General features: G+C 57.1%; 14 protein-coding genes and 4 pseudogenes. 3 read left to right on the top strand and 15 right to left on the bottom strand.

Annotated elements, in window-relative coordinates; genetic code table 11:
* The first annotated feature begins 264 nt into the window (after window positions 1–264).
* Window positions 265–1,248, top strand: a complete 984-nt coding sequence (locus BHD06_RS12495; RefSeq protein WP_217805667.1) for a YeiH family protein — start codon at window positions 265–267, stop codon at window positions 1,246–1,248.
* Here BHD06_RS12495 and BHD06_RS12490 read toward each other — a convergent pair.
* From BHD06_RS12490 to BHD06_RS24315, 7 genes and pseudogenes are all read right to left on the bottom strand, one after another.
* Window positions 1,238–1,813: an IclR family transcriptional regulator gene (locus BHD06_RS12490; RefSeq protein ID WP_254892398.1), complete on the bottom strand. Its 576-nt coding sequence runs from the start codon at window positions 1,811–1,813 to the stop codon at window positions 1,238–1,240. The genes BHD06_RS12495 and BHD06_RS12490 overlap by 11 nt on opposite strands.
* Before the next feature lie 51 nt (window positions 1,814–1,864).
* Window positions 1,865–2,041, bottom strand: a pseudogene (locus tag BHD06_RS24755) (helix-turn-helix domain-containing protein); the annotation flags it as partial.
* Between the two features lie 513 nt (window positions 2,042–2,554).
* Window positions 2,555–3,580 carry an IS110 family transposase gene (locus BHD06_RS12485; protein ID WP_080457328.1) on the bottom strand — a complete coding sequence of 342 codons (1,026 nt, stop codon included), beginning with the start codon at window positions 3,578–3,580 and terminating at the stop codon, window positions 2,555–2,557.
* Between the two features lie 341 nt (window positions 3,581–3,921).
* On the bottom strand, window positions 3,922–4,950 hold the full coding sequence (locus BHD06_RS12480) for an IS110 family transposase (RefSeq protein WP_080457327.1): 1,029 nt from the start codon (window positions 4,948–4,950) through the stop codon (window positions 3,922–3,924).
* Between the two features lie 109 nt (window positions 4,951–5,059).
* A pseudogene (gene tnpA / locus BHD06_RS12475) lies at window positions 5,060–5,446 on the bottom strand (IS200/IS605 family transposase); the annotation flags it as partial.
* Window positions 5,447–5,836: 390 nt separating this feature from the next.
* A pseudogene (locus BHD06_RS12465) lies at window positions 5,837–5,962 on the bottom strand (transposase domain-containing protein); the annotation flags it as partial.
* A gap of 482 nt (window positions 5,963–6,444) precedes the next feature.
* Entirely contained in the window at window positions 6,445–6,654 is a 210-nt protein-coding gene (locus tag BHD06_RS24315) for a transposase (RefSeq protein ID WP_254892397.1), read from the bottom strand.
* 443 nt (window positions 6,655–7,097) lie between these two features.
* Between BHD06_RS24315 and BHD06_RS12455 the strand changes: the two genes are divergently transcribed.
* On the top strand, window positions 7,098–8,243 hold the full coding sequence (locus BHD06_RS12455) for an MFS transporter (protein ID WP_176214344.1): 1,146 nt from the start codon (window positions 7,098–7,100) through the stop codon (window positions 8,241–8,243).
* Between the two features lie 417 nt (window positions 8,244–8,660).
* On the opposite strand, the gene BHD06_RS12450 is transcribed toward BHD06_RS12455, so the two are convergent.
* The 8 genes and pseudogenes from BHD06_RS12450 to BHD06_RS12420 form a co-directional block, all read right to left on the bottom strand.
* Window positions 8,661–10,184, bottom strand: a complete 1,524-nt coding sequence (locus BHD06_RS12450) for a malonyl-CoA synthase (protein WP_080457324.1) — start codon at window positions 10,182–10,184, stop codon at window positions 8,661–8,663.
* Window positions 10,181–11,425 (bottom strand): malonyl-CoA decarboxylase, encoded by a 1,245-nt coding sequence (locus BHD06_RS12445; RefSeq protein WP_080457323.1) that lies wholly within the window; start codon window positions 11,423–11,425, stop codon window positions 10,181–10,183. The genes BHD06_RS12450 and BHD06_RS12445 overlap by 4 nt, the downstream gene beginning before the upstream one ends.
* Window positions 11,426–11,482: 57 nt before the next feature.
* Window positions 11,483–12,532 carry a carbon-nitrogen hydrolase family protein gene (locus BHD06_RS12440; protein WP_080457322.1) on the bottom strand — a complete coding sequence of 350 codons (1,050 nt, stop codon included), beginning with the start codon at window positions 12,530–12,532 and terminating at the stop codon, window positions 11,483–11,485.
* Between the two features lie 98 nt (window positions 12,533–12,630).
* Entirely contained in the window at window positions 12,631–13,272 is a 642-nt protein-coding gene (locus BHD06_RS12435; RefSeq protein WP_254892396.1) for a LysR substrate-binding domain-containing protein, read from the bottom strand.
* 75 nt (window positions 13,273–13,347) lie between these two features.
* Window positions 13,348–13,539, bottom strand: a pseudogene (locus tag BHD06_RS24750) (LysR family transcriptional regulator); the annotation flags it as partial.
* 122 nt (window positions 13,540–13,661) lie between these two features.
* Window positions 13,662–15,161, bottom strand: coding sequence for a sodium:solute symporter (locus BHD06_RS12430; RefSeq protein WP_080457320.1), 1,500 nt, complete (start codon window positions 15,159–15,161; stop codon window positions 13,662–13,664).
* On the bottom strand, window positions 15,158–15,478 hold the full coding sequence (locus BHD06_RS12425) for a hypothetical protein (protein ID WP_080457319.1): 321 nt from the start codon (window positions 15,476–15,478) through the stop codon (window positions 15,158–15,160). Before BHD06_RS12425 ends, BHD06_RS12430 begins: the two co-directional genes overlap by 4 nt.
* Window positions 15,479–15,791: 313 nt before the next feature.
* A complete protein-coding gene (locus BHD06_RS12420) occupies window positions 15,792–16,046 on the bottom strand; it encodes a pyrroline-5-carboxylate reductase dimerization domain-containing protein (RefSeq protein WP_139784713.1) in 255 nt (84 codons plus the stop codon).
* A 74-nt stretch (window positions 16,047–16,120) separates the two neighbouring features.
* Here BHD06_RS12420 and BHD06_RS12415 point away from each other — a divergent pair, with 74 nt between their 5' ends.
* Window positions 16,121–17,479: an ISKra4 family transposase gene (locus BHD06_RS12415; RefSeq protein WP_080457317.1), complete on the top strand. Its 1,359-nt coding sequence runs from the start codon at window positions 16,121–16,123 to the stop codon at window positions 17,477–17,479.
* Window positions 17,480–17,625: the final 146 nt, after the last annotated feature.

Raw genomic sequence — 17,625 nt, 5'->3', positions numbered from 1 at the left:
TTCGAGGGCCTGCCTCGAAATATCTCGAGGGGTATCTCGATTGGTTCGTGGCGCGGGTCAGTAAAGTGCAGCCAGAGGATGTTCTGCGGGCTCTGTGAGCTTACCAACACAAAATGCGGACACTACTAAAGCTGTAGCGTAAACCATTGGCGAGGTCGCCCTTTCAAACGACCTCGCTGCCATAGACAACGAGGACCCAAGGCCTCTTTGAACTTGAAGTAAACTCCCATGAAATCCATCGCGCTTTTGTCGCGCGGCTCGGTCGTGTCCGAGCTTGCGCCCGGTATCCTTTTGGCCATGGTTGTCGCGGCGGCGGCTGGTTATATCACCGATCATTACGGCGGACCGCTCATGCTCATTACGCTCTTGTTGGGCATGGCGCTTGTGTCCCTGAGCGATGAGGGTGCGCGAACCGCGCCGGGGATCAAGTTCGCCTCAAAACGCATTCTCAGGGCCGGTGTTGCTCTGCTCGGCCTTCGGATTTCGCTCAGTGACGTGACCGATCTCGGCCTTGCCAGCTTTGTTTTGATTGTCGCGGCCATCGGTCTGTCCATCGGTACCGGTGTCATCCTGGCTCGGATGACCGGGCGCGATTCGATTTTCGGAATTCTTGCCGGTGGTGCCGTCGGGATTTGTGGCGCGTCTGCGGCTCTTGCGATCTCGTCCGTTCTGCAGCAAGGCAAGGACAGGGAAACGGATACGATTTTTACAGTTGTGTCGGTGACATTACTCTCCACGATCGCAATGGTGCTATATCCCGTGATTGCTGGAAAATTTGGCCTCGATGATCGTCTTACGGGGATTTTTCTCGGCGCGACGATCCATGATGTCGCGCAGGTCGTGGGTGCGGGCTATTTGGTGTCCGATGAAGCCGGAGACACGGCCACAGTTATCAAGCTTATGCGTGTCATGATGCTGATGCCGGTTGTCCTGAGCCTTGCATTCTTCATGCGAAGCCGGGACGGCGAGGCTGGTCACAAGAGGCCGCTGCCGATCTTTGCCTTCGTTTTTGCTGCGCTCGTGCTGGCGAATTCCTTCAATCTCGTTCCCGAGGATCTGCGCCTCGCGCTGGTGGAAGCATCACGCTGGTGTTTGATCATCGCCATCGGGGCACTCGGCATGAGCACCCGTCTCGAAAACTTTCGGAAGGTCGGTCCGCGCGCCGCCACGATCGTAACTGGAACAACTCTGGTGCTTCTTGTGTTCGTGATGGCGGCGCTCAAACTGACACCGTATTTCATCCAGTGAGGAAGAACTTCATCTGATGGATAGAGGGCACTGAGGCGGATAGCAAATTCGCGACATCCCGCAGTTTCGTAGCAAAAGACGCATCGTCTCTTGTTGCGATATCCGCGCTGGCGGCCGTGGAAACAAGGCAGCCAAGCACACGACCGCGATACTGAATGGGGGCCCCATACGCCACAATGCCGTTGAATGCCTCCTCGCGCGAAATGCAATATCTGGTCTCGCGTATTTCGATCAGATGGCGGTCAAGGTCATCCCGCGTTGTGGGTGTGAATTCGGTGTATTTAGGGAGCGGCTCGCCTCCAAGGACTTCGTCAACTATGCCCGCAGGCAAGCTGGCCAGAAGAATTTTCCCTGACGCGGACCCATGCACGGGAGATGAAAGTTGCACATCGTAATACGAACTCAGGGTCAGCTGGCCATGAATGGCATCCATGACGACACGCTGCGTGCCCAGAAACAGGATCAGGGCGGAGGTTTCACGGGTCTGTTCGTGAAGCTGTTTGAGAAATGGATAGCTTTCCCTGCGGAAATTGTGAACCGGGTGCCAGGGGTCGAAATTGTTCATCAAGAGGGGTCCGACGGTATACTCAGCCCCGTCATAGACGCGAGAGACCCAACCGTCGTCCTGTAGCGATTGCAAAAGGCGATGAAGATTGCCGGCATCCACCTCCAGTGTCTTGGCAATCTTCGTGAGCGATAGCGGGGTTGGGGCTTCGCACAACATCCGCATCAAACGCAAGGCGCGGTTCAGAGTGTTGGAGCTGTTCGATTTCGAAGATTGACTTGGTGCCATACTGCCTAAAAAACCCGACGTTATTTTTCGATGATCCGCCCATGAGACCCTCGTCTGACAATGAGGGTTTGCGGTCGCTCGTTCAAGTATCATGATCGGTTCGAGCAGTCACTAGGCACTGAACAACTACGGGCTTCTTTGGTTGCCGCCCGTGATGCAAGAACCTTTTGACCTTGTGGGCGTGTGATCGGGTCGTCTAATCGCAGCCAGAATTGCAAGCATTTTCTTTGCACCACCGGGCGTTGGACGGCGGGAGGTCGGTCTTCAGGGCATGCGCGAGACCAATGCGTCTGAGGCTCCGAGTGCGCGTCGTCGAAACGTTTGCCGGGTCAGGGTCGTCTTCGCGGTCGACACTTCGGTCGCCGCATGATGGGTCTTCGCGGAGGAGCCTTCCAATGTGCGAAACGCACTCGGCTGTTTTAGCTGGTGCAACTCGATCAGCGGAATGGCTCGACCTACGTCCCGGCAGGGACGCCTTCGCGCGCTCGCGACTTGAGCGCTATTGGTGAAGTGTCAGGTTGCGGCCTTTGCAACCCGCGCGAACGGGGTGTCATCCCAGAGCATTGCATGCATTATGACTGCAAGTTTTCGGGCCACCGCGACGGCAGCGCGTTTGAAGCCGATGCGCCCCTTGAGTTTCAGCCCCCATGTCCGCAGATCGCTGTCGGCAAGGCTGCGGGTCAGAATGACCGTTGCCGCCTCATAGAGAAGGCTTCTCACATGGCGGTCGCCGCGCCGGGATATGTGACCATCGTAGTCGACTTCCCCGGATTGGTATCGCCGGGTGGTCAGGCCCAGCCAAGCCCCGACAGAGCGGGACCTTCGGAAGTTGTCAGGGTTTTCGATGGCCGTTACGAATGCGGTTGCCGTGATCGCTCCAACGCCAGGGATCGACATAAGAAGCTGGCATGCTTTCTCCTGGCGCGCCTGCGCGACGAGCTGCCGGCCAAGCTCGACGGACTGAAGGCGCGTTGTGCGCCAAGCCTCCAAAAGCGGTAGCATGATTTCGGAAAGCCCGGGATGATCAGCAAGCAGCCGACAGACATTTCTTTCGAAGTTGCTGCCCTTACCGGCAGGAACAACCAATCCGAAAGTCTTCATCAAACCCCTGATCTGGTTGGAGAGTGCGGTCGTGATCCGGACCAGCTGGCGCCGAGCCGCCACCAGCGTCCGGGTCAACATGTTGTCGAAGCCTTTCACTCGCACCTCGCGGAAAAAACCGACTTCCGCAAGATGGGCCAAGCCATCAGCGTCATTCGCATCAGTCTTGTTTGGCGCCATGTCGAGCGCGGCCTTGGCGTGGCGCGCATCGATGCAGATCGCAGGCAAGCCTTCCGAGCAAAGCGCATGGTAGAACCACACTGACAAGGGGCCGGTTTCGAACACAACGCGTTTGGCGAACGGCGCACGCTTGCGCACCAGCTGGGCAATGACCGCCGGATCCGAGACGCATTTCCCGCGCCAGATACGCTGCCCATCGCGTCGGATCGAAACTGAAGTCTCTATCATCGACACGTCAAGACCGATATATTCTTCCATGACTGTTCTCCATCAGATGCTTGGGCCCGGCGTCCAGTCGTGAGCCCGTATTTCAATCTTATCGGGGAACAGCCATCCTCCAAGTCTGACCGGTCGTTAGGGTGACTCGCTCCCGCGATTACCCCATGTGCGAACTTCTTTCAGGCCTCGCTGTGCGGCACTTCCAGAAGCCGCGGGCCGAGATGGTGATCAGCGGATCGGGTCCAAATCTGACGCGCGAGCTTTTTGCTCTGCCGGTAGTACTGGTTTTCCCAATCCGGATCTGTTCGATCGTTTTGCCCATTCAGGCCGTCGTCTTCTCACACCCCCTTGGCACCGTCGCTAACGGTTCGACATGAACATCATGCCGCGACTGCCAGCGCCGGATCTCTATAATTTTCGTTCTTCGTCAGCATCGCCCAGATCTGCCGGGCCATCTTGTTGGCCAGCGCGATCGCGACCAGCATCTTGGGCTTGCGCGCCAACATGCGTGACAGCCAACTGCCCTCTACAATTGTCCGCTGCCCAAGCCAGCCCAGCCGCGACATTGCCCCAATGATCAGGAGACGTCGGATATCGGCCTGACCGGCCTTGGTCATGCGACCCAAGCGCTCCTTGCCGCCAGAGGAATGCTGTCTCGGTACCAAACCCAACCAAGCCGCAAAGTCACGCCCGGTCTTGAACTGCGCCATGTCAGGTCCGAACGCTTCCACCGCGATGGCCGTCAGCGGTCCAACACCCGGCATAGTCTGGAGCCGGCGCGCCCTGTCCGACTGGGAGGCCAGCGCCTTGAGTTTCGTGGTGCGCTCGGCAATACGCGCCGCGTTCTCTGCAATCTGCGCCAGCATGTCCTGGCACTCCTCCCGGATCAATACGGGCAATTCGGAGGTCTCATCCTCAACAAGTACCGTCATGCGATCGAGGTAGCGTATTCCCACGGGAAACACGTGGCCATGCTCATACAGCAGCGCCCGTAAGGCGTTCACATCCGCGGTGCGCTGATGAACCAGTCGCTCCCGGCCGCGAAACACGGCCGCGCGGGACTGTTGCTCGACCGTCTTGGGCTCCACGAAGCGCATCTCGGGCTGGCGGGCCGCAATAACGATCGCCTCGGCATCTGCGGCATCATTTTTTTGACGCTTGACGAACGGGTGCACGTATTGCGGTGCGATCAGCTTCACCTCGTGCCCAAGCGCTTCCATCTCACGCGCCCAATAGTGTGCGCTGCCGCAGGCTTCAAAGATGATCAGGCAGGGGGCCTGCCGGGCCATGACTGCGGGGAACTGCTTTCGCGTGAGCTTTTTGCGAAACTGTACCTCTCCTGTCCGCAGGGCACCGTGGACCTGAAAAACATTCTTTGCCAGATCCACCCCAATCATCATATCCTTCATCTCGCCGTCCTCCTCGTTGTGTGGCTTTTAACACCACAACCTTGGCACAAATTGATGCCGTCATGGGAGGGCGGCAACCACTCCATCTGACGCCGGTAGGATCAGCGATGTGATTTTCCAGGTACTGAAGTACGATGTCTTCCGTGATGGCACCGTTGGTGGTTGAAAAATACCCCCTACCCCAAAACCGGCAGCCCCAGTAGCGTTTACGGATATGCGGGAATTCCCGCTGCGCCCGGTAAGACGAACGGCCCTTCATCTTGCGCACCAGATCGGAAATGGCGAGCTTCGGCGGCACCGACACGAACATGTGGACGTGATCGCTCGACAATACCCCGCGCAAGATGTCGACCTCGTTCTCGCGGCAGACCTGACGGCAGATGTCGCGCACCCGCAGGCGCAGCGCCCCGGTCAGCACCTTGTAGCGGTACTTGGTCGACCAGACGATGTGGTAGCGGTGATAGTAAATGCAGTGTTTGCCAGTGTCATATTGCATGATCGTACCCTCGGAAAAATGAGCCTCCGACCCGGCTGCGGCTCATTTTTCCGAGGGTACGATCATAACACGATTCTTTCACGCTGAAGCGGGTCCGACTGGAAGTCGGAGGGTTTGCTCCAGGGCGTGGATACTAAAACGCCAGACCGGACCGCTGCACCGATCCCCAGAGCGAAGTCGGCGGCCGTCCAGACGGCACAATCGATCTGCATATCCGCCCTCGCGCCCTCCACCCCGGTCCCGCGCCAAAACCACAATCGCCATAGCTCCAAAGGCCTTGCAGGATTGTTTAATCCGGCTTCAATGAGGTCGGCTGCGCACCCGAGCGGCAGCATCAGCGTTGCGCCCGCAGGCCTCACAGAACCGTAACCGTTCGGTTGAACCGCGGTTTCAGGGCTTTTGGGGCCGCCAGTTCCACGGCATGAGTTCGTCCATGCGATTGATCTTGTGATCAGGCAGGCGCTGGAGGACCCGTGTGAGCCACGCTTCGGGATCAACGTCGTTCGTCTTGGCGGTTTATGCTGATCGCCTAACTATGCCGAATGGGCGTGGAAGCAAACCCCGGTTTGCGTGCACCTGCGGTTCCTTTGGCGGATGCGGTTCCGGTTCCATTCGGTGTTGACATAGGGTCTGGCGCACGTCAGTGGCGGTAACATTCTTGGGGGCAGCACCTCCGTCTCTGGGTTGATGTTCGCGAGGTGACGCGCGAAACCGCGTACGTCAGTCAGCCGCAAGGCCCAAGAAGCGTGGCGATCGACTGGCAATGTCGCCCAGGTTAAAGCCAACTTCGTGGTGATGGTCCTGGCGTTATTTTGCTCCATTAACGCGACGAAGTCGCGTGAGCCGCTGCGGTCACGTCCGTCAAGATGGTGTAAATTCCCAGATGTGTTCAAACACATCTGTGTCCAGCTCGAGATGCCCGTCGTCGAGATAGCCACGGGCTTTCGGCTTTCGGCATGCGGTTCAGCGCATAGCGGATGGCTTCGACCAGTTCGGTTTTACCGAAGATCTTGCATAGCTGCGCCTGCAGCCAGAGTTCCAACGCGTCGAAGATCGGCTGCCTTGGCCTGCCGCAGGGTGACGCGCTCGTCCGGGGATTTCTCCCGCGCCTCCTTCTCCACCGCGTAAAGCTCTGCGATCTGCTTGATCGCCTGTTGGACAATGGAAAAACCGGTGCGCTCGACCTTGTCGATAAATTTTCGGCGCACATGGACTATGCATCTCTCTTCGGCCGCACGTCAACACATCAAAATTTGGGTTCCCAAGGACTCCCAGTGTAAATACAAAAATATCTCCTTTTGTTACAAATTTTTTTGTAATATTAGCAAGCATTGGCTTCAGGAGGAGGTTTTGCTTGGCACACAAGGATTTGGAAATAACTCCAGGGTGGCCAGTGGACGCGTCATGCGGCGCGTTGCTACGATGTCTGGCAGTCGCCGCCCCCGCTTTCACCCGGTGCCAATCTAGCTGAACGGGTTCGCCGAAAACCTCAGTCTCGACGCCAAAGTTGACGCGACGGGACGGTTCGCGTGTTCCCCGAACAGTACCTCCAATCTCAAACTATGGCAGAACCCCTCCGATGAACTATAGGTATGCAGGACCGAGCATCGAGACCCCGTATGGTTGGGTGGTCGTGGGAGCCAGCTTGGCCATGACGTCACTCAGTTTCGGCGCGGCCACCTTCGTGCCGATACTTATGCGCCCCATGGGCGAAGATCTCGGCTGGGACCGTGCGACACTTTCGCTTGGCCACTCGTTGGCAATGGTCGCTGCGGGAACGGGTGGCCTCGCAATTGGCTATCTCTCGGATCGGGTCAACTTCACGATTCTCTGTGTAGTCGCAGCGCTGGCGATCAGCGGAGGCCTTCTTTTGTGTGCGCAAGCAACGACTCCGTTCGAACTCTATGCCGGTTATGCACTGCTCGTCGGTGCCGTTGGCCAGGCAACTTTTTTTGGTCCAATCACCGCTATTGTCAGCCACTGGTTCGACCGTAACCGTGGCGTGGCCATGGCGATTGTCCTGTCCGGCCAGAGCGTCGGCGGCTTGGTGGTGCCTGTTGCCTTGCGTAACCTCGCTGTCTGGTGGGGCTGGCGCGACGCGGTGATCGCTTACGGTCTGTTTTGTCTAGTGACGATCGGTCTGGCGTCACTGGTTTTTTGCCGTAGACCCGGCGTGTTGGAAATGGAGAAACGTATAGCGGCGGAGTCCCCGAAAGACGCGCAGGATCAATTGAGGATCTTCTGGGGATTGGTATTCATGCTGGTACTAGTCAATAGCGGTACGTTCATCATAATCGCTCATTTGGTTGCTCTTGCGGAGGAACAGGGTTTTTCGCCGAGCCTCGCATCTGGCCTGCTGACGGTGTTATTGGGCTCTTCATTGATTTCGCGGTTAATGAGCGGTGGATGGGCCGATCGGGGAAACGCTATCCCGTCGCTGCTGGCCTGCACTTTCCTCATTCCGCTCGGCGGCGCGTTATTGCTGTTCGGAAGCGGCTCCTCGGCACTGTTGATAGCGGGCGGCTGCGTGACCATTGGTCTCGGCTACGGTGGCGTCTTTCCGGCCTACGTGCATCTGGTCCGGAAAGCCTTTTCAGGCGCGGTCGCTGGGACATCAATCTCGGTCATGTTCTTCTTCGCATTTCTGGCTGCCGCCGTGGGAAGCTGGATAGGTGGCGTTACTCGAGACCTCTACGGTGGCTACGAAGTTGCCCTGTCAATTTCGATCACGCTTTCGGCAACGAGTTTCCTCGCAGGAATGTTGATCTTGCGGCGTCAGTCACCGTCCCCTACTTAGCCAGTATCTGACATAAATTAATCATGCAAAATCAATGATGACTTGGGGAGTGGAAAGGATCTTCAAAGGTCAGTTTCCTGCCAAAGGCAGAGCGCATTTTCGCAGTTCGTTGCGCTCGCGGGATAACTGCGCGAGGGACATTACCATGTGTGGACGGTTCCTGTTTAATATCCACGCCCTGGAGCAAACCCTCCGACTTCCAGTCGGACCCGCTTCAGCGTGAGAGAATCGTGTTATGATCGTACCCTCGGAAAAATGAGCCGCAGCCGGGTCGGAGGCTCATTTTTCCGAGGGTACGATCATGCAATATGAATCGCCCCGAGTTTGTCGGAGACTTCGCCGCCCTCGCAGGATAAATGTGTCCAGCGCCTACACACATTTATGCAGTACGAAACTTTGCGACAGAACCATCAGATTTCAGGCTTCGACAGATGATTGCTTTGCGTGAATGTAACGGTCTCTCAGTACATTCTTTTGTACTTTGCCCATCGTGTTTCGCGGCAAATCTGTGATCAGCAGTATATCCTGCGGATGTTTGAACCGCGCCAGCTTGCGGCGGCATAACTCTTGCAGCAAGGCTGGATCCGGCGGGCTGTCTGCGGTGGGAACAACATAAGCCACCACCGCTTCTCCGAAATCGGCATGTGGAACACCCACAACGGCGCTTTCTACGACGTTCGGGTTTTCATCTAACAACAGTTCGATCTCCTTAGGGTAAATGTTATAGCCCCCGGAAATGATAAGATCTTTTTGACGCCCAACGATCTGAAGATAACCATCCTCGTCAAATTGTCCCAGGTCGCCTGTGATGAAAAACCCGTCAGGCCAAAGTTCTTCGGCTGTTTTTTCCGGCATGTTCCAGTAACCACAGAACACATTGGGCCCCCGTACCACGATCTGGCCGATTTCGCCTTGGGGCAATTCGGTGTCAGTGTCGGTGTCCATAATCTTGATCGCGATGCCGGGTAGGGGTCTACCCACCGTTCCGGCACGACGGTCGCCATCATATGGGTTAGAGGCGTTCATATTCGTTTCCGTCATACCATAGCGCTCCAATATCCGGTGCCCTGTACGCTGTTGGAATGCGATATGGGTTTCGGCCAGCAATGGCGCCGACCCTGAAATGAACAAACGCATTTCGGCCGACACATCCTTGTTTAGGCGCACGTCGTCCAGAAGCCGGGTATAGAAAGTGGGCACACCCATGAGCACGGAGGCTCCGGGCATTTCGGCAAGCAATACATCTATATCGAACTTTGGCATGAAAATCATTGAGCTGCCGGCCGCGAGCGTGACATTGATTGCAACGAACAACCCGTGTGTGTGAAAGATCGGCAAGGCGTGCAGCAGCACATCGTCAGAGGTAAATCGCCAATATTCCGCAAGGGTTTCGGCATTGGACACGAGGTTGTCGTGCGTCAGCATGGCCCCCTTTGAACGCCCTGTCGTGCCAGACGTGTACAGTAAGGCGGCAAGATCATTGCCTTGAACCTCTGCAGTGGGCGCGATGGGCGATTGCGAATTGGCGGCGCGGCTGAGTGAGCCTGCGCCGTCCACCCCGAGGGTTTCCAGCTTCGCCCGGTGACGGCGCGCTACCGGGTCAAGTGCTTCTGCATTCGCGGGATCACAGATAAAGAGTTTGGCGCCGCTGTCTTTGACGAAATAGCTGAGCTCATCAGCGGTGTAGCCAGTGTTGAGCGGCAAAAAGACCGTACCCGTCTGGGCGCAGGCACCATAAAGTGCCAGTGCATCTGGCGATTTCTCGATCTGAACGGCAACCCGGTCGCCGGGATGAAGCCCCCATGCCAGCAGGGTGTTTGCGATCTGCCCAACCCGATCACGAAATTCCGCATAGGTGAGCGCAGTGCCGTCCGCGAGTTTGAGGAACACGCTCTTGTTGTCGCGGTGAGGGGCAAAGAAACGATCATAGAGCGGGTTCATTGTGCGGCTTCCTTCTCGAATACGGCTTTGGCTTGGGCTGCCTGATCAAGTATGTTTCGGGTGGCCGCGATTTGGCCTGCGGTCGCAAATGCTTCGTGGTTTGCCGAGACCTGACTGAGGTCATAGAGATAGTTCACCATGAAACCATGGGACTGCGACTGTCCCTTGGCCGAAGTATCTGCGTTTTCGTGAAGGGCGTAGATTTGAGCCCCGTTGCCCAGATGAAACCGCGACACAGGGTCAAGCGGCAGGCCGTCGCTGCGTTTGGCCATTGTCAGGTAATAAGCTGCCAGCGTCACAACCGAGCCGTCCGGCTTTGTTTCAGTAGAGTGAAGCCAGCGCGCAAACCCGGGGAGAGGCGACAAGGTGACAAAGGTCTTTAGCGTCGGCAACTCGTGGCTTAGGTCTTCGGCAACCTGTTTGATAAGGGATTGGCCAAAGGAAATGCCTGATAGCCCCGGCTGGCAATTGGAAATGGAATAAAACACGGCCGTGTCCGCCTGAGTTTGATCTAGTGCTTCCGCGCTGTCATCCAATAGGTTCTGAACCGAACCCGGTATACCTTTGGTCAGGGCGACTTCGACAAAAATAAGCGGCTCGTCTGGCATGGCCGGATGGAAAAAGGCATAACAGCGCCGATCACCCGGTTGCAGCCTGCGGCGCAGCGCATCCCAGCTATCAATGGCGTGCACCGCCTCATAGGCAATGACCTTTTCAAGAATATGGGCGGGGCTTTCCCAACTGATCCGCCGCAACACAAGAAAGCCGCGGTTGAACCAACTGGCAAAAAGATGTTTGAAATCCAAGTCCAGCGCTAGAAGGGCCTCATTCTCGCGCCCAAAGCGCAACAGGTCCTCTCGCATACGCACAAGAGAATTGGTGGCGTCCGGCACTTGATTGAGCCGCCGGATCAACTCCTGCCGAGGCGGTTCGCTCGCGGTCTGGAATGCGAGATAGCTGGATTTCGATTTGGTTTTTTCATAGGCCTCAAGCCCCTGCCGGACCTTCCCGGCATCCACATCCATTTCGCACGCCAAATACTCGAAAAAGTCACGCTTCTCAGAGTCTTCGAAGCGATTGATGTATCTGTTGAGAATTTCCTGCCCGAGGGTCCGCCCCGAGATTTCGCCGCGCGTCCCTACCAGATCAGAGATTAGGTGGGCGATTGAGCGATCATCGGGCTGGGGGTTTGGCATTGGCTGTCGCCGATCGAACGCATTGGCAAGAAGTTGGGCGAACATGCTCGTCTCTGTGCTCCTGTTGGATAGTGGTCGAGCGGTAAAATGGCGGTGCAAATCTTAAGCCACCGGGGGAGTTGCGGCCTCAGCCTGTTCTGGCTGGCTGAGCGTCTCGGGTTGAGGGGAGGGCGCAGGCATATCGGTGAAGCTCACCGGTGCTGTACGGCAGCGGGTCACACCCATCTCGAATATGTCAAAGCGATTATAGCCTGCTGCAAGATCGTGGAACCGCTTTGGCTCAATACCATCTGACAAGTTGAACTCAGCATAGATCAAACCCTCGTCCTTTGTGGTCCCTCCGATGAGCTGGCCAGTCGGATCGACAAAAAAGCTTGGCGCGCGGCTGCATTTATCGATCAGTTCGATCAAGGCAGGGTCGTTGCCGGCGGCAAGTTCCGTCGCACGCGTGTCAAAGGGCGAGGCCACGACGATGCCAAAGCATTTGGCTTCGAAACAATGCCCGGCTGCACGAATATGGTTGGCTGCGCGATTGTCATAATTTGCAACGTCTTCGGGTGGGCGCGTTGGCCAGATTGGAGGATAGGATGAAATATGCACCTGCTCCCCTTGAGCGATCAGGCTATAGCGCGACAAAGGGTTGGTGTTCTCGCCGCAGATCAACATGCCAACGCGGCCGCAACTTGAATCGCTGACTTTTAAACCGGCACCGTCGCCCGGATCCCAGACCAGTTTTTCGAAGAAGGTAGGCACCAGTTTTCTGTGATGATTCACAACCTTCCCGGTCTCGCCGATCAACAGGTTTGAGTTCCAAAGCCCGCCGATGGACACGGGGTTGCGTTCAGATATTCCGAGGGACACCATTATGTTGTGCCGTTTCGCGGCCTGCCTGATCAGGCCCACCTCAGGGCCATCAGCATAGACCGAAGCCGACACATACTCGACAAAATGACCATGCGACTGGATTGGGGTGTGCAAAGCTGCCCAGATCGGGAAGCCTGGAAGGAACGCTTCGGCGAAGGCCACGATGGCGGCACCGTTTCGGGCCGCCTCTTCGATGACAGAGACAGCTTTCTGCGCACTGGCGGCTGGATCTTGATAGACCGGCGCGACATGGGCAGCTGCCACTTTGAAACGATGTGTTTCGAACATTCTCACTCTCCCTGTGTTGGTACAATCTTCAGGGAAAGTGAGGCTGAACCCAATTGCCATTTACGAACGCCACTGTGCTGTTTTTGGCGTCCGTCAGGTCACGAGACGCCGATCAGGTAACTGGCGTCTTCTTCAAACAGATTTGCGAGGAATTTTTTCAGGGCAATGATATGCGGCAATTGTCGCAAATCTTGGTGAACCGTGAGCCACAGGGTGCGCTGCACTGACAATTCAGGCATGATCCTTGTCAGATTGTCATGCTCGGCCAGGGCGAAGTGGGGCAAGGCAACGATCCCCAACCCGCCTCGCGCGGCATTGCGCTGCGCGATCATGCTGTTGCTCCAAAACACGATCTGGGGGTGGTTGACCATCTCTTCGAGCCATCGGACGGCATCCAGTTCGACAAATTGATCGAGATATCCAACATAGTGATGCTGGCTGAGGTCGGCCTTGGTCTGCGGTGTTCCATGCGCCTCTAGATAGGGATCGGCGGCATAGAGCCCAATCCCGAACGTGCCGATCTTCTGAGTCGCCATTTTATCGCCCTGTGGCTTGAAAAAGCTCAGAAACATATCCGCTTCGCGATGACTGATCTGAACCTGCCGCGATGTGGTCAAAAGCTCCAGTCGGACGCCTGGAAAAGTCGACTGAAAGCGGATCAGCCGAGACGACAGATATAGTGAGGCTATCCCCTCCATCGTGGCAAAGCGGATGATGCCGTTGGTGCCGTCATCGCCCAAAAGATCGCCGCGCAAGTTGTTGACACCGCCGGCCATTTCTTCTGCCCTGCGAAAGACCATATGCCCGAAGGTGGTCAGCACAAGCCCATCACGGTTGCGTTCAAACAGCGCAGCGTCCAGCGTGTATTCTAGGCGTGACAACCTGCGCGAAACAGTGGAATGGCTGATAGATAATTCGCGGGACGCCGCGCTGACGCTCTGACATCGCGCAGACACAAGAAAAACCTTCAGATCGTCCCAGTCCAGCTTTGCAAGAGGATCCGCCATGATCTTTTTCCTTTCGGGAAAATCTAGATGATCTCTTGGCAGGGGGCAATATCGCGTGAAATATGCACAGACGAACCGCGGGTTGCCCCGCGGTTCGCTTGGGTGCCTGTCGCAGGTCGGCGTCAGGCAGTATGGGGCTGCCGCCGGGTTTCGGGGAACCTTTCGGCCATGTCGTCTTGAAACTCGCTCCGGCGTGCCGGATCAACCGGATCGTCCCGCAGCAAAGACCCGCCAAAAAAGACAACCGCGCTGACCAGAAGGCCCCAGAGCGGTGGCCCCAGAACGCCGGGGTTGGGCAGAAGGCCGAATTGCATGGCCACCATCAGGCCCCAGCCCAGCAACATGCCCCAGAAAGCGGCGGGCTCAGAGGCTTTGTTCCAAAACAAGGCGCCGATCAGCGGCAATAGGAAGGACAGGGCCATCCCAACCCCGATTGACGCGAGGGGTGCGATCAGAGACCGCCCCTGCGGGGAGAAGGAAAAGGCCACAAGTGCCAGCACAAAGGCGATTTCAAAATACCGCGCCAGGCGCATCCTTTGTCGATCGTCGACTTTGCTCACGCTGGGAACAAGATCCTGCGTAAAACTGGATGTTGCCGAAATCATCTGGCTGTCGAGAGTCGACATCCCCGCCGCAAAGACGGCAATGACCAGCACAACCCCCATGGCGGGCAGATATTGGGCATAGAATTCGGGCACCAGCGCGTCAGAGGTCTGGCCTTCGGCGAGGGTCACATCCATGCCCAGTGACATCATTCCGATGACTGCGCCGGTGAAGGTGACGACAAACAGAGCAAGGAAGGATGTTATAGCGGCCCCCTTTACCAATGTCTGCGGGCTATCCGCCATATAGAGCCGTTGCCAAAGGTGCGGTGTCAGCACCCAGCCAAAGGTCCAGAGCGTCATCAGCGTGATGTAACGCCCCCCGCCTCCATCAAAGGCGAAAAGTTCAGGACGAGCCGCAGTGGCCGAAGTCCAGCCTTCCGTCCAACCGCCTGCCCAACGGATCACCAGCAACATGGTGGCAATCAACAGCGCGGCAAAGATCAATCCCTGCACGACATCTGTCCAGACCACCGCGCGGCTGCCCCCGACGAAGGAATAGACCCCCACACAAATCGCGATCAGCAGCACACCGGCGTTAAAGGCGATCAATCCGCCTGAAATCGAGTTGAGCGCAATGGCAATGCCAGTGATCTGGATGGCGGAATAGGGAAACAACACCGCGATGCAGATCAGGCCTGTCAGGATGCGGATGCGTCTGCTGCTGTTGTAAAAGGTGGACAGAAGATCACCAGGGGTGATGAAATTATATTTCTTCCCAAGCGCCCAGATGCGCGGCCCAAGGATCAACACCACCACCGGCCCCATGGCATTAAAGAAGCCAAAAAGCAGCCAGTTCACCCCGGTCTTGTAAAAAAATCCGGGACCGCCAAGGAAGGCAAAGGTCGAAAACCAGGTGGCAAACATTGTGCCCACAAGCATCAGGGTGTTCGCGCTGCGCCCCATCAGAAACCAGTCTTCAGGGTCGTCATGCTTGTTGGTCTGGAAGGCCCGATAGGCAATGTAGAACATTAAAACAAGATAAAGCGCGATGCCAAGTAGGGTTACGATTGTGGTCATTGCGCGGCCCTCTCTTCAAGTGACTTTTCAATGTCAACCCAAGCGCGGCCGCGGAGGGCGTAATACACCGCACCCAGAATGCAGTTCAGCGAAAAGACGGCGTAGCAATAGAAAACAGTCAGCGGCATGGCCAGGGGGCCGGGTTCGGCGCCGTTTCCCAGAATGTCGAAGACAGGCAGCAGCGCCAGAACAATATTCACGATCGCCCAGCCGAAAAACAACCTACCCAGGTTGCTTTTGGGGATGATCCCGAGTGTTGGATAGCGATCAGGGTCACCGACCCCGGCAGCCCCGGGAGAATAGGACAGGTTTGACATATTTTTTCCCTCACTGGATTATTTTGATCTGTATTGGTCCACCAAACTGCGGGGTTCAGGCCGGGCAGATGGCTTTCATTTAAAAAGCGTTGCACAGGTCAGGCCGTTTCGACGGCTATTGATTACACACAGGGCTGTGCAAAATTCGTCGCCCGGTGGCCTATGGTGAACGTTTTGCAACGAAAGAGGCCAATTGGATAGGGTTTCGTGTGCTTGGAAGTGGAGCTCACAGCCTGTGCGACGGATGCATCCCACGAAGTTCATGCGTCGCCGCTCAGGGCAGGCTTGGGCAGGGCAGGTGTTCTGCCAAGGGTCAGCTGCCCGACAGCTCGACAGATCGCTCTTGCGCCGCCTTTAGGGTTGCACGCACCAGGGCACCAAGGCGATCCTCTGACGCCAGCGCCGCCAACCCAGCAGCCGTGGTTCCGTTGGGGCTTGTCACCCTGCGGCGCAAATCTTCGGGCGCGGGGGTTTCGACCAAGAGGCGACCCGCCGAGATGAGCGTACCCACAGACAGGCTGTGCGCCGCCTCTGCAGATAATCCCAGATCGATTGCCGCATCACGCATCGCCTCGCAGATGGGAGCGGGCAAAACTTGGGGGTGTCTGTGTATGCTAGTGGTTCATTGAGGGGGGAACTACCATGGACGTGCGGATTATTGTCGAGACGACCTTCGAGAATGGAACCACAAAGAGGCATCGTCTCGGCCGTCTATCCCGCCCATCTCGGCGCGCGCAGCCTGAGGGGTTTGGGTTGTTGCTCGAAAATGCGAAGACGATCCTGGGGCAATTGCAGAATGTGATCCTGCGCGACCAGATCGAGGAAACTTCCGAAGCCAGCCGGATCTGTCCGGACTGTGACGGGATCCGGGCTATACATGATTATCGGTCGCGGGTGCTCGACACACTTTTCGGCAAGTTCGAGGTCAAAGCGCCGCGCATTCGCCGTTGCGCCTGCAATGCAAAATCCGATGTTGTCTTGGGCGGACCGCTTTCGCCTCTCGCTCACTTTTTTCCAGATCGGTCGACCCCGGAACTACGACGCCTTCGGGCCGAACTTGGGGCGCGTCATTCCTTCCGGGAAGCGGCGCGTATCCTGGAAACCTTCCTGCCTTGCGCGAAACAGGTGAATACATCGGTCCGGAACCGTCTTGGCAAAGTCGCCAGAGACATCGACGGCATGGAGCAGACTGAACCGTTAGGTGCGACGGCCGTCGAAGATCCGCCTGCGTTGACGGTTTTCCTGGATGGCGCGCATATCCGATGCAGGCCGGAATACCAGAAGCGAGACCTCGATGTTGTGGTCGGCAAGATCGAAAGCCACGATAGGTGCCGCCGCTTCGGCCTAGTACAACAGGCGGTCCTGTCACCTGCCAGTCAACTTCGCCAGGACTTGAGGGCTCTCGGTTGGGATTACGAACAAACTGTCACGGTAATTTCGGACGGGGAACCAGCCCTGCCAAACCTCGTCCGCAATGCCGTCGATGGAAAGGTCCGCCACATCCTCGACTGGTGGCATATCTCGATGCGTATTCAGCACGTCGAGAACGCCGTAAAAGGCCTGCTGCAGAGCAGGGGCTTCTCCGGCATTCCAGTGCTGTTCAAACGTCCGGCTGAAACGCTGCGATGGTACCTTTGGCATGGAAAAGTTCTGACGGCCACGACCAGTCTGCAATGGTTGATGGTCGATTGCGCGCGGCTGGTTACAGATGACCGCGTGGTGACTGAAGCGGCTCGGCGAGTGCAAGCTCGCTGCCGAGATCTCTATTCATACCTTGCGAACAATATGGACAACCTGACGAACTACGGCCAACGACATCGAAGAGGTCTTCCGGTCTCTTCATCCCGAGCAGAGGGCTGCGTGGACGACATCGGGAACACCCGCATGGGCAAGCGCCGCCGCATGAGATGGTCGCCCAATGGAGCCCACCGCGTGGCTGTTGTCCGCGCCGCCGTTCTCGACGGTCGGCTAACCGGCGCCTACCAAAGAGCAGCCGCATAACCCCCAAGTTTTGCCCACTCCCCAACATTTCAGGATGGCCGGGCCTCAATCTGCTCACCACCATCATCATTTACTGATGGTGTGGATACCTCACCCCGCAACGGCATCGCGATGTGCCAATATGGTGACGTTCAAAGCACCAGAAT

Source organism: Roseovarius sp. A-2, from assembly GCF_002072155.1.
Lineage (GTDB): Bacteria > Pseudomonadota > Alphaproteobacteria > Rhodobacterales > Rhodobacteraceae > Roseovarius.
Note: the sequence above shows the minus strand (reverse complement) of the source record. Positions and strands in the feature narration are given on the sequence as shown.

Excerpts from the sequence above, each read along its gene's own strand:
- BHD06_RS12490 (WP_254892398.1), bottom strand. The coding sequence starts at position 1,813 with ATGAACAATTTCGACCCCTGGCACCCGGTTCACAATTTCCGCAGGGAA.
- BHD06_RS12485 (WP_080457328.1), bottom strand. The coding sequence starts at position 3,580 with ATGGAAGAATATATCGGTCTTGACGTGTCGATGATAGAGACTTCAGTT.
- BHD06_RS12480 (WP_080457327.1), bottom strand. The coding sequence starts at position 4,950 with ATGAAGGATATGATGATTGGGGTGGATCTGGCAAAGAATGTTTTTCAG.
- BHD06_RS12455 (WP_176214344.1), top strand. The coding sequence starts at position 7,098 with ATGACGTCACTCAGTTTCGGCGCGGCCACCTTCGTGCCGATACTTATG.
- BHD06_RS12450 (WP_080457324.1), bottom strand. The coding sequence starts at position 10,184 with ATGAACCCGCTCTATGATCGTTTCTTTGCCCCTCACCGCGACAACAAG.
- BHD06_RS12445 (WP_080457323.1), bottom strand. The coding sequence starts at position 11,425 with ATGTTCGCCCAACTTCTTGCCAATGCGTTCGATCGGCGACAGCCAATG.
- BHD06_RS12440 (WP_080457322.1), bottom strand. The coding sequence starts at position 12,532 with ATGTTCGAAACACATCGTTTCAAAGTGGCAGCTGCCCATGTCGCGCCG.
- BHD06_RS12430 (WP_080457320.1), bottom strand. The coding sequence starts at position 15,161 with ATGACCACAATCGTAACCCTACTTGGCATCGCGCTTTATCTTGTTTTA.
- BHD06_RS12425 (WP_080457319.1), bottom strand. The coding sequence starts at position 15,478 with ATGTCAAACCTGTCCTATTCTCCCGGGGCTGCCGGGGTCGGTGACCCT.
- BHD06_RS12420 (WP_139784713.1), bottom strand. The coding sequence starts at position 16,046 with ATGCGTGATGCGGCAATCGATCTGGGATTATCTGCAGAGGCGGCGCAC.
- BHD06_RS12415 (WP_080457317.1), top strand. The coding sequence starts at position 16,121 with ATGGACGTGCGGATTATTGTCGAGACGACCTTCGAGAATGGAACCACA.